This window comes from Thalassoglobus sp. JC818 (assembly GCF_040717535.1).
Lineage (GTDB): Bacteria > Planctomycetota > Planctomycetia > Planctomycetales > Planctomycetaceae > Thalassoglobus.
Window position 1 is genome coordinate 410,486 of sequence record NZ_JBFEFI010000006.1, and the last position, 13,810, is coordinate 424,295.

Annotated in this window: 12 protein-coding genes; 1 reads left to right on the forward strand and 11 read right to left on the reverse strand. The window is 53.5% G+C overall.

Going from position 1 to position 13,810, the window contains the following annotated elements; all coding sequences use genetic code 11:
• Nucleotides 1-161 precede the first annotated feature (161 nt).
• A complete protein-coding gene (gene nirB, locus AB1L42_RS17625) occupies nucleotides 162-3,185 on the forward strand; it encodes a nitrite reductase large subunit NirB (protein ID WP_367058898.1) in 3,024 nt (1,007 codons plus the stop codon).
• A 115-nt stretch (nucleotides 3,186-3,300) separates the two neighbouring features.
• Here the strand turns inward: nirB and AB1L42_RS17630 are convergent, their stop codons facing one another.
• From AB1L42_RS17630 to AB1L42_RS17680, 11 genes are all read right to left on the reverse strand, one after another.
• Complete coding sequence (locus tag AB1L42_RS17630) at nucleotides 3,301-5,553, reverse strand: prenyltransferase/squalene oxidase repeat-containing protein (protein WP_367058901.1); 2,253 nt, start codon at nucleotides 5,551-5,553, stop codon at nucleotides 3,301-3,303.
• Nucleotides 5,550-5,969: a biopolymer transporter ExbD gene (locus AB1L42_RS17635; RefSeq protein ID WP_367058904.1), complete on the reverse strand. Its 420-nt coding sequence runs from the start codon at nucleotides 5,967-5,969 to the stop codon at nucleotides 5,550-5,552. Before AB1L42_RS17635 ends, AB1L42_RS17630 begins: the two co-directional genes overlap by 4 nt.
• A 163-nt stretch (nucleotides 5,970-6,132) precedes the next feature.
• Nucleotides 6,133-8,304, reverse strand: coding sequence for a penicillin-binding transpeptidase domain-containing protein (locus AB1L42_RS17640; protein WP_367058907.1), 2,172 nt, complete (start codon nucleotides 8,302-8,304; stop codon nucleotides 6,133-6,135).
• Nucleotides 8,297-8,428 carry a hypothetical protein gene (locus AB1L42_RS17645; protein ID WP_367058910.1) on the reverse strand — a complete coding sequence of 44 codons (132 nt, stop codon included), beginning with the start codon at nucleotides 8,426-8,428 and terminating at the stop codon, nucleotides 8,297-8,299. The genes AB1L42_RS17640 and AB1L42_RS17645 overlap by 8 nt, the downstream gene beginning before the upstream one ends.
• A complete protein-coding gene (locus AB1L42_RS17650; protein WP_367058913.1) occupies nucleotides 8,425-8,907 on the reverse strand; it encodes a hypothetical protein in 483 nt (160 codons plus the stop codon). The genes AB1L42_RS17645 and AB1L42_RS17650 overlap by 4 nt, the downstream gene beginning before the upstream one ends.
• Before the next feature lie 143 nt (nucleotides 8,908-9,050).
• Nucleotides 9,051-9,506, reverse strand: a complete 456-nt coding sequence (locus AB1L42_RS17655) for a biopolymer transporter ExbD (protein ID WP_367058916.1) — start codon at nucleotides 9,504-9,506, stop codon at nucleotides 9,051-9,053.
• A 114-nt stretch (nucleotides 9,507-9,620) separates the two neighbouring features.
• The gene (locus AB1L42_RS17660; RefSeq protein ID WP_367058919.1) at nucleotides 9,621-10,031 is read right to left on the reverse strand and encodes a biopolymer transporter ExbD; all 411 of its coding nucleotides are present in this window, start codon (nucleotides 10,029-10,031) and stop codon (nucleotides 9,621-9,623) included.
• Nucleotides 10,032-10,033: 2 nt separating this feature from the next.
• Entirely contained in the window at nucleotides 10,034-10,810 is a 777-nt protein-coding gene (locus AB1L42_RS17665) for a MotA/TolQ/ExbB proton channel family protein (protein WP_367058922.1), read from the reverse strand.
• A gap of 52 nt (nucleotides 10,811-10,862) precedes the next feature.
• The gene (locus AB1L42_RS17670; protein ID WP_367058925.1) at nucleotides 10,863-11,900 is read right to left on the reverse strand and encodes a tetratricopeptide repeat protein; all 1,038 of its coding nucleotides are present in this window, start codon (nucleotides 11,898-11,900) and stop codon (nucleotides 10,863-10,865) included.
• Nucleotides 11,897-12,469, reverse strand: a complete 573-nt coding sequence (lspA, locus tag AB1L42_RS17675) for a signal peptidase II (protein ID WP_367058928.1) — start codon at nucleotides 12,467-12,469, stop codon at nucleotides 11,897-11,899. The genes AB1L42_RS17670 and lspA overlap by 4 nt, the downstream gene beginning before the upstream one ends.
• 94 nt (nucleotides 12,470-12,563) lie before the next feature.
• Nucleotides 12,564-13,613 carry a VWA domain-containing protein gene (locus AB1L42_RS17680; protein WP_367058931.1) on the reverse strand — a complete coding sequence of 350 codons (1,050 nt, stop codon included), beginning with the start codon at nucleotides 13,611-13,613 and terminating at the stop codon, nucleotides 12,564-12,566.
• Nucleotides 13,614-13,810 lie beyond the last annotated feature (197 nt).

Below are 13,810 nucleotides of genomic sequence, written 5' to 3' on the forward strand. Positions count from 1 at the left end.
CATCGTCAGCCTGACGATCACCGAATTTCACGTTTTGACATTCTCGGTCAGCAAGGAGTTTCGAGTTCTACCCTCCCCAGGGACTCCGAAACTCCTTGCTGACAACTTTCAAACACACCCTCGGCAGCGTTCGCGTCGAAGGCCAATTGTGAGCTAGTTCCATGGAGAAACAGAAACAGACGATCGTTGTTGTCGGCAACGGTATGGTCGGACTCCGGTTCTGCGAAAAACTGATCGAGTTCGATGTCGATCGCAACTATCACATTGAGACTTTCTGCGAAGAACCCCGGGCTGCTTACGACCGCGTCGGCCTGACGTCGTTCTTCGCGCATCGAGATGCTGAAAAGCTGATGCTCGCCCGCATGGACTGGTATCGCGACAACGGAGTGGAACTGCACGTCGGTGATCGCGCCTGCGAAATTGACCGAAAGAAACAAATCGTCCGCTCCGATCGAGGAGCTGAAATCTCCTATTCGAAAGTTGTGCTCGCAACCGGCTCGTATCCGTTCGTCCCTCCCGTCCCGGGAATCGATAAGCGAGGCGTCTTCGTTTATCGCACGATCGAAGACCTCGAACGAATCATCGAATACGCCAAACAGTCCAAAAGTTGTGCTGTCATTGGAGGTGGCTTACTCGGGCTGGAAGCTGCTAAAGCTGCTTACGATCTCGGACTCGAGACACACGTCGTTGAATTCGCCCCGCGTCTCATGCCGCGACAAGTCGATGACGCTGGCTCTCGAATTCTCGTCGGAAAGATCGAAGAGTTGGGCGTGAAAGTGCACCTCAACAAAGCCACGAAAGAAGTCCACGGCAACGGTGTCGTGGAAGCCATGGAGTTCAATGACGGCGAACACCTCGACGTCGACATGATTATTGTCTCGGCCGGGATTCGTCCGCGCGATGATCTGGCTCGTGAGAGTCAACTCGATGTCGGCCCGCGCGGCGGAATCGAGGTCAACGATCAGCTACAGACGTCTGATCCAAACATCTTCGCCATCGGTGAATGTGCATTACATGGAGGAATGGTTTACGGACTTGTGGCCCCTGGGTACGACATGGCGGAGTGTGTCGCGACCAACTTGACAGGTGGAAACAGGGTTTTCACCGGGACGGACCTATCGACAAAGCTGAAGCTGATGGGAGTCGATGTGGCGAGTTTCGGTGATTATGAAGCCCCGGAACAGGAATCGACTTCGCTAACTTTCGAAGATCCTTTCGATGGAGTTTATAAGAAGCTCGTCTTCTCTAAGGACGGAACCAGACTGCGTGGCGGGATTCTGGTTGGGGATGCTTCGGAGTACGGATCATTGTCGATGCTGGCCCAGAGTGAAACTCCTCTTCCCTGCTCCCCACACGAACTTGTAATCGGCTCGAAGAACTCATCGGCTGTCGGGCTGGACTCGATGCCGGACTCTGCTCAGGTTTGTTCCTGCAACAATGTCACGAAGGGAGACATTTGCTCTGCCATCGAAGAACAGAATCTGGAATCGGTCGGAGACGTCAAAACCTGCACGCGTGCTGGAACGGGCTGTGGCGGGTGCATTCCACTGGTCACCGATCTCTTTAACTCTGAACTGAAGAAAGCTGGCCGAACGGTTGTCAATCACCTTTGCGAACACTTCCCTTATTCCAGGACGGAGTTGTTCGCGATTATTAAGACTAAGAACTTGAAATCCTTTGCCGAGATCGTGGCTGAGTACGGTCAGGGAAGCGGTTGTGAAGTCTGCAAACCCGCCATTGCTTCAATCCTGGCGAGCTTGTGGAACGATCATATTCTGGACACGGACAACCAGACTCTGCAGGACACCAACGATCGATTCTTGGCTAACATGCAACGAGGCGGGTCCTATTCCGTCGTCCCACGTGTTCCGGGTGGCGAAATCACTCCGGACAAACTGATCGCCATCGCTGAGACAGCCCAGAAGTATGGTCTTTATACCAAAATCACCGGTGGCCAGCGCATTGACATGTTCGGTGCTCAAGTTCAGGACCTCCCCGACATTTGGGAAAGACTCATCGATGCTGGAATGGAGAGCGGTCACGCCTACGGGAAGTCTTTGAGAACCGTTAAGAGTTGTGTCGGCACGACCTGGTGCAGATACGGAGTTCAGGACTCGGTCGGTTTCGCGATTCGCATCGAGAATCGATACAAAGGAATTCGAGCCCCGCATAAAATTAAATCGGCAGTCTCAGGCTGTATTCGTGAATGTGCCGAAGCACAATGTAAGGACTTCGGTCTCGTCGCCACGGAGAACGGATACAATCTTTATGTCTGCGGAAACGGAGGATCGAAGCCTCGACACGCAGACTTACTGGCCGCTGATATTGATGAGCAGACTGCCACGAAATACATCGATCGATTTCTCGCGTACTATATTACGACTGCCGATCGACTTACTCGGACTTCCGTCTGGCTCGAAAAACTCGAAGGGGGCATTGACCACCTGCGTGAAGTCATTATCGACGACAAACTTGGCTTGTGCAGTGAGTTCGAGGAGTTGATTGAACATCTGATCGCAACGTATCAGTGCGAGTGGACCACGGTTGTCAAAGATCCCGAAAAGCGTAAACGGTTCCGACAGTTCGTGAACACCGAAGAGGAAGAACCGTGTATCGAGATCGTTTCAGAACGCGGCCAACATCGCCCCGGTGACTGGCCCGGCGAACTGGTTTCGCTGGAACAGTTCCATACACTCGACGAACATCAGCATCAGCTGGAAGAAACGACGTCGAAATCAGAAACCCGCTGGACACAAGTCGGAACTGTAAATGACTTCCCAGTTGATGGAGGAGCGACCATCAAGTACGGGAAGAGTCAAATCGCTGTGTTTCGCTTCGAGTCTCGCGGTGAGTGGTACGCCAGCCAAAATATGTGTCCGCACAAGAAGGCCTTTGTCCTTTCTCGCGGAATCGTCGGGGATGAATCCGGAACACCGAAGGTTGCTTGCCCGCTCCACAAGAAAACATTCTCCCTGGAATCGGGCGAGTCGTTGCAAGGTGAAGACTATCACATCAGCACGTTCCCGGTGAAAGTGGAAGACGGAAACGTCTATCTCAATCTGCCCCCGACGGAAGTGCTGGACGAACTTCTCGCCACCGAAATCGGTTGCCGACTGGCGACTTCATGTGCGACGGCATCTCCAGCCCAGGAACTCTCCAACACAGTTGCGAGTCACGCAACCTGAGACTTGTAGCGTTGGTTCGCAAGGTCTGATACAGAAGTTTTTCTAAGCTCGGATCGCTAGAGAAATGTAGAGAACGAGCGGTCTTAAATCGGCAGGCCCAAGGAACTGTCGCAGCTTATTCTTCTCGCAAGTATCGGTAATAGACTTCGAGGCTCAGTGTCGCGATCGCTGTGGAATAGATTCGTCCACCGTATCGCCCCCAGACTCCACGCGGGTCCCAGCTACCAGCTTGAGGACCCGTTTTGCGTTGCTCGGCAATGAGCAGATCACGAAGTGCGTTATTCCATTGATCCCAGTCGTCCCCGCCGTGCTGATACATCGCGAGCGTTCCGTAGTACCAGTAATACAAATTAATCGTCGATCGACTGGGACGGTTTGCAAGCAAGTATCGGGCTGCTTCATTGGCTGCTGAACGATCGTTGTCGACGCTGAGAACGTGACGGCAGAACATCGCTTCTGCGGTCATGGCTGGGGTGGGCGGATCTGAACTGCGATAGCCTGCTAGCCCGCCGTATCTGCCGAGTCGGCGATCACGCAGGAACTTTCGCATTTGCTCTTTGGCTCGTTCAGGAATTTCGATTCCAGCTGCTTCCGCGCTTTTTAGCGCCATGAGTTGCCAGCCGAACATGCTCATATCGCCATCCGGCTGCCCTTTGATATATCTCCATCCCCCATCGCTAATTTGAGTTTCGAGAATATAACTCACAGCATCTTCGAGCGGCTGACGCAGGAACCGGGAAGTGCTGTCGTTCTTGGAAATGGCGTACGCTTCCGCAAGGGCGAAAGTGGCCATTCCGTGACAGTACATCCCTGCGAATTGTGTCGCTTCGCCTCCGAGGTAACCGATCGTTTCTTCCCCATTGGACCATCTTCGTGGTCGTTGTTGGGCGATGAGCCAGCGAAGAGCGCGGTTCACAACGTCAGAATACTCCCCTTCATCAACTGTGTTGAGCTTGCCGAGAAACGCAAGCACAGCCAATGCGGTCACTCCGGTATCTGCGTATCGGCCAGCGTATTGTCGATCAATCCCTTCATCGTCCACGCCAACTTGTCCGGCTCCCGACCGGCTTGCATCCCAATAGCCATCGGGGTGCTGCATCTGTGCGAGCCATTTGAGGCTGCGATCGACAGCGGACTCCGACTCGTCTGATCCGCCGTACTTCAGCACTGCCCGTTCTCGGAGGTCCTCTGAACGAAGCACATAAGCCGATGGAACAGTACGTTGCTCAGACCGCTCGGGAAGATTTCGGCCCGGGAGTCTCAGTTGCGGCGGTTGCTCTGGTGCGCGAGCGATCTGATTCATTCCGCTCAGTGAAGCACTTGGATCTGGCGAAAAGGTATCGGGCCGACTGGGTGTCGCTGAAGGTCTGTAGCGGCTGATCGTGTCGTCATCCGTCATAAGTTCTGGACGTGGGCGCGTTCGAGTCAGACCAGAACCTGAAGAGGAACGAGGGGACGCGGATGCTTCTTCCGGTGCTCTCATCACGCCTGCTGATTCAGGGTCGAGGGCAATCGCGACGGGAGCCTCAATCTGACGAATTGAATCAGCACGACCAGTTTCGACCTGAGGGATTCCGGGTTCGGAAGTCGCCAGCAGGTTCATCGTCTGCCGGTCTCTGGCCAATTCGGGGCGAAGTCGATCAATGCTGCCAGCACGGGGGCGGGCTGCGTCGGGATCGTCGATGTCAGCTGTCACACTGGAAGTCTCGCGAGTCATTCGATCGCGAACCTCGGAATAAGCTGCCTCACTGGGTGTCGACTCGACGACCAACTTCTCTGTTTGGAGATCAATCGCTGCCTCTTCCAATACTCCCTGTTCAGCGTTGATTTCCTGCTGTGGGACAGGTTGAGTCTCGAGTGGCAATGGTTGAGCATCGCCTGCAAACGACGGGCTGTAATCGGATTCTTCAGTCGTTCGCAATAATTCTTGAGCGGAGTCTTCCAACTCGATCGCCGGAGCAGAAAACCGTTCCCAGTCTTCGGTGTGCTGATTCTTCAGTTGGTCCCAGACAGGCGTATTTCCCGGCCCAGCATTGGAAGCCAGCAGGTCCGATTTCTCTTGTGGAGGCCGGACACGAATGGGCTCACTCTCATAACTTGATGGATTCGTTGAAATGTGCGGTCGATATTCGGGAATCAAGGCGATCAATCCACATGCCAGCAGCAAGTGAATCGCAAGTGAAAAGAACAGAGCTTTGGAGTTTGTGCGGCGGTCTCCCCATCGCGTGCCGATCATCGTGATCAAATGGGCGGAGACGAAGATAAAGCCGATCGCCAGCGAGACAACCAGAACCGGTTGAACGATCGAAATCAGAAGCATCCCCAGATGCCAGATTTCGTCCCGATAATTCGGTGTCAGAAGGATCATGGCCCGGCATCCTGTTCGCGATTCGCAAGTTGGACGTTCTTGATCTGTGTCCGCTGGCAAAGGTTTAAGATGGTCATAACATGCTGATACGGCCCTGCCCCGTCTCCGCGAATCACGACTGCTTGCCCGGCATATCGCCCCTTCGCAGCCCGGAGTTCGGTTTCGACTTCATCGAGGGACATTTCCTGACCGTCGTAGATCAGGCTTCCATCATGTGTAACACTGATCACAATATCATCAGGGAGCGAGGTCAGAGGCTGGGCTTCGGAAACCGTCGGCAGAACGATTTCATACTGGCCTTCATCTTCGGCGAATTGAGTCCCGACCATGAAGAAAATCACCAGCAGAAGCACGATGTCGATCATGGGTGTCAGGTTGAGCGCTGGCTCCTCCATTTCCAGGGTCTTTAGCGGCATCGGTGCATTTCCTTCGACGGATCTCTGTCGTCAACACTCCAGGAGACTGGATTCATTCTAACGCTTCCCAGGTCGTCCCCTGCAAGAATTTTCTCACTCGAGGTCATCAATTCAAGAACGAAACAAAACTTAGGCAATGTGCGTAACATGAGAGAAATGGTTTTCACTGCCGAGGTTGAGAGCGATCGAGACTGATCGAGACGGAGTCGGACTTGTCTTCTTTTCGAGACGACGAGTCATCCCATTGCGGACGGAGATAGCCCAAGCCGATCAATTCAGTCATCAACTCAGCAACGATTGGTGCTGCGTCTTCGCTCCCGGAGCCTCCATGTTCGAGCACGACGACGAAGGCAAAACGAGGAGCATTCGCTGGGACGTATCCGGCCATCCAGGCGTGCGAAGTTTTTCCGCTCGCTTGAGCTGTTCCCGTTTTGCCTGCGATGGTCATCGCGGGCGTCATGGCCTCCACACCGGTGCCGAGCGGGTGTTGCACGACCATTTCCATACCGCGCTGAATCACTTTGAGCGTCTCACGTTTTAATCGAGGAACCTTCTCCATTTCAGAACTCGTCCTCATCACTCCCCCCTGCTTATGAACGATTTGTGGAGTCACGAGATACCCTCCGTTTCCGATCGTTGCCATCAGACGCACAATTTGTAGCGGGGAGACCAGTAACTCTCCCTGTCCGATCGCCATTTGCAGGGCTGCATTTTTTTGAGTGATTTTCTCATCCTGACGAAGAGATGAAGTCAACACTTTGCCAGCCACTTCGGACGGCAGGTCGATGTTAGTCGGAGTTCCAAAGCCGAGCGCGCCTGCCCAATTTGTCAGACGCTCAACTCCCAACCGTTCTGCGAGATGAAAAAAGAAGACATTGCACGACTGGCAGAGTGCCTCTTCCAGTCGCAGCACGCCGTGGCCTTCCCCTGTCTGCAGAAAATGCTGGCAGCGATTGTGATCAGGATGATGAAGAAACCCCTGACACTCCTGGAATTCGTCCGGGCCAATCACACCCTCTTCCAAAGCGGCGATCGCTGTGACAAGTGTGAATACAGAACCCGGCGGCAAAGCCATTCGTGTCGCTCTCGGAAAGAACGGCTGATTGTCGCGCGCCAACATCTCTTCCCATTCAGCACGCGTCGGTTTCATTTGAGCCTGAGGCGAGACGCGGGGAGATGCTGCCATCGAGAGAACATCTCCGGTCCACAAGTCCATGACGATGATGACTCCGCCGGAGGCGTGAGACTCTGCGGCCAAACTCGTCGAAGAGAGAGCGACTTTCTCATCGAGAAGTCTCTCCGAAGTTTCCTGAATCTGTGAGTCGATCGTAAGGACAACTTCATTCCCATCTCGAGGCTCCGCGATCACAGTCGACTCGATGATGTCACCGCGACGGTTGCGAACGTTCAGTCTCTGTCCTGAGCGGCCGCTTAATTGAAGATTGTAAGACTCTTCAACACCTCCCTGACCGGTGGTTTCCTCATCCATTCGCGGTGGTCTGCGGACTCCAATCACGTGGGCTGCCACATCGTCGAGCGGGTAAATACGTGCCGAGCGAGTCTTCACATAGACGCCGTGAAATTCATGCGGACGTGATTCAATCGCAGCTGCGACGGAGAGGGGAACTTCTTCAATCAGGATGTGAGGTTGAAGTTCTTCCTTGAGAATGATCGGATCATCAGCATACCGACGGGGCGGAGTTGTGAGTTCCTGGCGAATCGTGTCGACAATCCCCCAGATCCCGTCCTGCCAGTTGAGTTGCTGAACTTTGAACGACTCGAGATTTCTTTGCAGTCGCCGTTCCTCAACGTCGGCAACCATCTGTTCGATATTCAGTTGAGTCGCGCGAGCATCCGACTCAAGCTTCTCGCGCGATGTCTTCGTCAATTCAGCGAGTTGATCGAAGAGACGTTCTCGCTCTTGAAAGATTTGTCGCTCAACGGCAGAACGCTTGGCTTCATCGCGTCGGTCGCGTGCTCCGAGACGTCGCGAGATTTCTCTCTGGAGCCATTGTTGATCCGGAGGGGACTCCAGCCACCGATAGTCGACTGCAAGATCGTAGCGTCTTTCGTCGTACGCGAGAACGGCTCCGTCACGCGAGAGTATGCGCCCACTGCGCGCACTCAAAAATTCTTCGGTCTCTGTCGACTCGGACCAGACGTCGAGGAACCGTTGTCGTAAAGTCACCTGCAGAGTCACGACTCTCGCAGCGATGACGAAAAGAACGACACACACAAAACACTGGACAGCCCACAGTCTCCACTGCGGGCCATGACTTCTTTCAGCAGAGCCAGCGTCAACGGACTGAAATCTTGAGAACGGTTGATTATGCATCACGCTCCCTGACAACCTGCGTCGCGGGAGAATTTGTATTCAACTTGTGCTGACGAATCGCAATCGCAGCATTCGAAGGAATGACAGATCGAAACTTGTTGCCGGCAACGAGGAAACCGCTCACGCTTCGCTCCTTCGATCCATCGAAGTGGCCAAAAGACATAGTGCGACAGCGCAGAGGACAGTGACTCCGAGATTTCCCAGCAAGACCGGTTCAGTTCCGGCGATGAGACGGCGCATCACCTCCAGTGGATGATGAAGCTCGATGAACACGAGTCCGCCCAGAATCCAGAGTGATCGAATCAATCGATTCGTCAACAGAACATGTTTGTCAGCATCAGGGCTCGTCAAAGCCGCGAGGAGACCGACCGCAGCGTAAACTCCCACGCACTCCACGACCGGACGTTCGGCCAGCGTGGAGACCAATAGCCCGCAAAGGCCAGCCCAGAAGACCACCCAGCTTGGTGAACACAGGTATGTTGCCAGCAAGACAACAATCGGAAAACAGGCGGGACGAAATGGAGCTTCACTCCAACTCGACCATGCCAACTCAGTCAAGCAGGCTGACCACACCAGAAATGTGATGAAGAAATTGCGGATCAAGGTTCCTCAATCCTTTGAGTTGAGACCAACGCGATCCATCGCGTCGAAAATTCAGTGAAGCGAACTCCCCTCGCTGACTTCGAAATGACTATCAGAATTTACGGAGATTCGACTGAAAGAGTACCGATGATCGGCAATTTGAATCAATTGGAATTCGGAGCATCGACGGCGAAGTTGACCGACTCGAAACCAGCTGCCTGACTGGTGTCGTAGATGTCAACCACATCACCCAGCGGAACATCGCCAGCAATGTCCAGAATGACGGGATTCTCCGGTCCCAGCTCGGCAAGCGTTCTCAGCTGGTCTTTGAGAACTTCCAGATCGCGATAGAGGGTGCCGTTCATATCGACGACGGTCGTTGAGTCTGCGTCATCCACAGAAAGCTTCAACCAGATTTCGACCTCAAGCGTTGGCTCTTCGACTGGATCGACCAGTGATTCGACGGACCCTTGAGCCTGAAGATTCGTGGGCAGAATTTCTTCCTGCACCTGACTCGAAGCGGTTACCACAAAGAAAATGAGCAACAGAAACACAATGTCGATCATCGGAGTCATTGCTCCGAATTCGTGATCCTTTTTGTGTCTCTGTGGAACTCTCATTTGATAGCTGTCAATTCCTTGTCGAAGTGTTCAGAACCCATTGATTCAAATGCTCGCTGATCAAGTTCACCGCGTGAAAACTCGAGTCGAGTTCACGATTCCTGGGCTCATGTGTTATTCCTGAAGCACGTGAAATCCAAATCTTGTGACTCCGTATCGTGGACAGATCAACATGATCGGTTCGATCGCGGAATAGGGGGTCTGCTCATCGCCGCGAATTCGAACGGCGTATGTCTCCGGATCGGAACCGGCTCCATCTCGAATCATTTCTTCAATCTGATCTACATCGACTTCGTTGGCTTTGACGAGATATCGACCGTCCTGAGTGACAGTCACCACCAGTCGCCTGGCGACATCGTCGTCTCCGACTTCTTGGGCTGACGGTAGACTGACCACTTCCGACGGTTCAGACCGGGCGAAATGGGAAGCGACCAGAAAAAAGATCACCAGCAGAAAGACGACATCGATGAGCGGAGTGATGTTGAACTGCACTCCCCGCTCACGGTTTCGCGTGGGCACCCGCATGATCAACCTCGAGTCGGCTGAGGGGCGGCCGCTGCCCGAGTGGGTTTTCGTTTGTCCATGAGAGTTCTGCGAAGCGGCGCGATGAGATGTTCGCTCAGCAGTGTTGCTTCAGCGACGTATTCATCGATCCGGTTTCGAAACCAGGCATATGCTGCGAGAGCTGGAACGGCGACACACAGACCGAACAGAGTCGTCACCAGTGCTTCCGAAATGGCAGGTGCGAAGTCGGCGGGCATCGGATTCGCCTTCTCCGTAAATTCGGCGAATGCTTGAATCATGCCCCAGACGGTTCCCATCAGCCCGAGCATCGGAGCCAGTGCGCCGATCACGGACAGGTATTCGATCTTACGGTTCAATCGAGCAGATTGTTCTACGCAAGCATCTTCCATCGCCTTTTCAACGGCCGAGTATCCAAAGTTGGCCTCCTGAATTCCCGATGAAACGACGTACGACAGAAAAGTGGGACGCTCACGACAAAGCGCGTCCGCTTGCTGATACTGACCGCTTGAAATCAACTGCTGAAGCTTCTCAGCGAGCGAGCGGGGCATGAGCGAGCCTTTTCGAATGCTCAACAGGTGCTCGATGATCAATGCGACCGTCGCGACGCTCAACGCGATGATCACATAGCCAATAATTCCCCCAGCTTGAAGGAGCCCTTTGGGGTTCACTTGACCGTCCTGAAAGATTCCTCCCTCAGCACCGAACGCAGGTTGACAAATCAGAAGGAACAGGAAGCCCGTCACCCAGATCGTGAACTGTCTCATACAAGTCTGTGCCATTTTCTCAATCCGTGAGGAATGTGCTTCGCTGTATTAAGTGAGCTGAAATAAGTTAATTGGTCAGCATCTGATTTTTCGCAAGTTTCGCTGCTTCTGACCTTGGGAAGCGGGCCAGAAGTTCGCGGTACAACAGATCTGCCTCCTGAGTCAATCCCGTCTCACCAATCAGTCGCGCTGCTTCCAGCGTGGCAGACGCAGTGAGGACTTCATGCTCAGAATACAAAATCGTCAGCTTCAGATACTCTGCCGCTGCCAGTCGGGGCAATCCAATTTGCACATATCCTCTGGCCAGCAGATACTGTGGACCAGCCCGCAATCCAGCCGGGAGTGCGTCGATATCATTCTGCCAATTGATCAACCGATTCTGTGTGACATCGCCGTTCGAAACCGTTAATCGCCACAGCTGAGCACGTGCCAGTCTCGAAATCCTCGGGTTCGTGTTGCGTGCCAAATCATTGAGTTCCGCTCGAGCAGCAGGTCCCGCAATAGGATCAAACAACAGCAGGCTGGAGCCGAGCAATCGGTCAGTCGCTCGACTCTCGACAACGAGCGGTTTCGCTGCCTGCCTAAGCGATGCGGAAACCTGTCGCGATGACCACTCCAACGGAGCCAACCCCCAGTGACGAGTGAGCGGATCTGAACTAACGAGTTCTCGAAACGTTTGCAAAGCTGCCGTCAGTTGACCTTCTCTTAAATAGCAACGAGTCAACCACGAGAGCAGTTCTCGATCGACCCACTCTCGCGGTTCCCGTTTGAGTGCTTCGCGAAATGCTGTTTCAGCGTCCTGAATTTGATCGTTCTGAAAGAATTCGATCCCCTTCAAATGGGAAGGATCGTAATGCGTTTCAATCTCAACGACGCTGTCCGCCGGGATGGATTGTGGTAGTCCTCCAGACGGACGCATCCGCAGCTCTTCACCAGTGGAATCGAGAACTTCTCCGACGAGAGTAAACGGAGCGGCAGCCCCGTCAGGCAGATAGGTGACACGGTCCTGCGCGAGCAGAGTCGACGAGCTGACCCAAGCCGAAACGATTGCCACCAGATAGCAATGTTTCGAGTGCAGGACAGATCTGACGTTAAGTGATGTCACGAGGCTGTCGATCCTGTCGCGGTCGCATCCGAAGAGGATTCTGTTGGCTCCTTGGAAGGAGACGATTTCTCACCAAACAAAATCAGTGGCAGCATCAACAAGAATCCTGCCGAGATCGCCATGTCAGCGATGTTAAAGATCCCTGTGCGCACCGATCCAATTCCCAAATTGAAATAGTCGATCACGCACTCGAAGCGAATTCGGTCGATCATGTTGCTCACTCCTCCAGCGACGACGAGTGTGAAAGCAAAGAAGACCAACTTACTGACGGTTCGACTGAACAGCAGATAAACTGTCATGCCGAACATCATCGCTCCGGTCATCACGATCAACAACCAGAACCTTAACTCTGGTGAAAAGCCCGCGAACAGGCTGAGAAAGGCTCCCGGATTTTCTGCATATTGAATGCGAAACAGATCGTTGAAGAATGTCCGGGGCGGAAGTCCTTTCCAGTTTTCGATCGCATAGACCTTGCTCCACTGATCGATCGCAACAATGACGACCGTCAATATTGAGAACCAGATCCATCGCGACTTGTGTGACATCACTTCGGAATTCGTCTCCTGCATCAGATTCCCACTATCTTGCTCGCTGTCACGAACAATGTCTTGAATAACAATTCAGCGATCGATTCCGTTTTGATCGCGAGGCTAAAATCAGTTGTCACAGTCTGGAACGATTGACGTTCACATACACATACTTGCCTTGGTTTCTGTGAGCGATTTGCCACAGAAAATTTGCTTCGCCTTTGATCGCTGGCTCCGATGATCGACCAAACTCGATGCAGTTAATTCGGGTCCCGCTACGATTGAGACGTTTGATCTCGTTCATGTCGGAGGAATCGAGCGCTGACTCAGCCGCTCCGTCTGTCAACAAATAGATGACATCCGGTCGAAAGTTGAGTGCTCGACTCAAGGCTGGCAGGTGGTCTGTCCCTCCACTGGCGAAGATCGATTTCAACCGGCCACTGACTTGCATCCGCTGGGCATCGGTCCCCCAGAACATATCAAATCGGTCATCACGAGGTCGGAGCACTTCTGCTTCGTTGCTGTAGAAAATAATCTGAAACTGCTGATTCTCGTCGAGTTGAGACAGACTCGCCAGCAACTCTGACTTCGCCGCAGCGAGTGCTCCGTCGTTGTCCATGCTGTAAGAACGGTCGATCACAAACACGAAACTCTTGCCGACATCGCGAATTCCCATGAACGATGTGCCACCGGCGACATCGCCTCCTGAGGGATTGGACGAACTTGGCGAATCGTTTCTCAAATTCGGCTTCACAAGCTCTTGAGTGGGAACACTCGATGGAACCGGAACACTCCCAGCCCCGATGACAGGATTGGGAATGTCGATCGATGGAAGTTGCAACTCCACCGGAGGAGTGGTGTCCAGCAGCGGCTCTTCGAACTTCAACGGGTTTTCGTAAACCAGATCCGAAGACTCTGAAGTCTCATCGAGTTCTGTTTCTGAGTCGGAGTCAGCTTCATTCTTCGCTGGCCGCACATGAATGCCAACATCACGAAAAGACTCGCCATCGTCGCCGGAAAGATCTCCCCGACAACTTGGTAGCTGTGTGAGGAACACAATCAGCGCCGCCAGGGCGATATGGAACAAGCCGGAAATCAGCCAACTCGGGACGGTGACCCAGCGCAGTTGAACGCGCAGCCAGTCCGTAAGTTGTGATGGCGAATTGTCCCTCGCGGATGGGCTCATTGTCATCGCTTGATGTTGAAACGGGTGATCGTTTCAAAGTTTACGGCGTTTGCAGAAATTGGGTCAATGTGGACTTTTTGATCGGATGACCAGTTTCGCTCCAGTCGCACTGCGAAAGAGCGAGCAGGAGTCAGCAGCCCCACGAGATCATCTTGACCTTCTTCGCGATTTTGATCTCTAATCCGGCGAACCGTTCT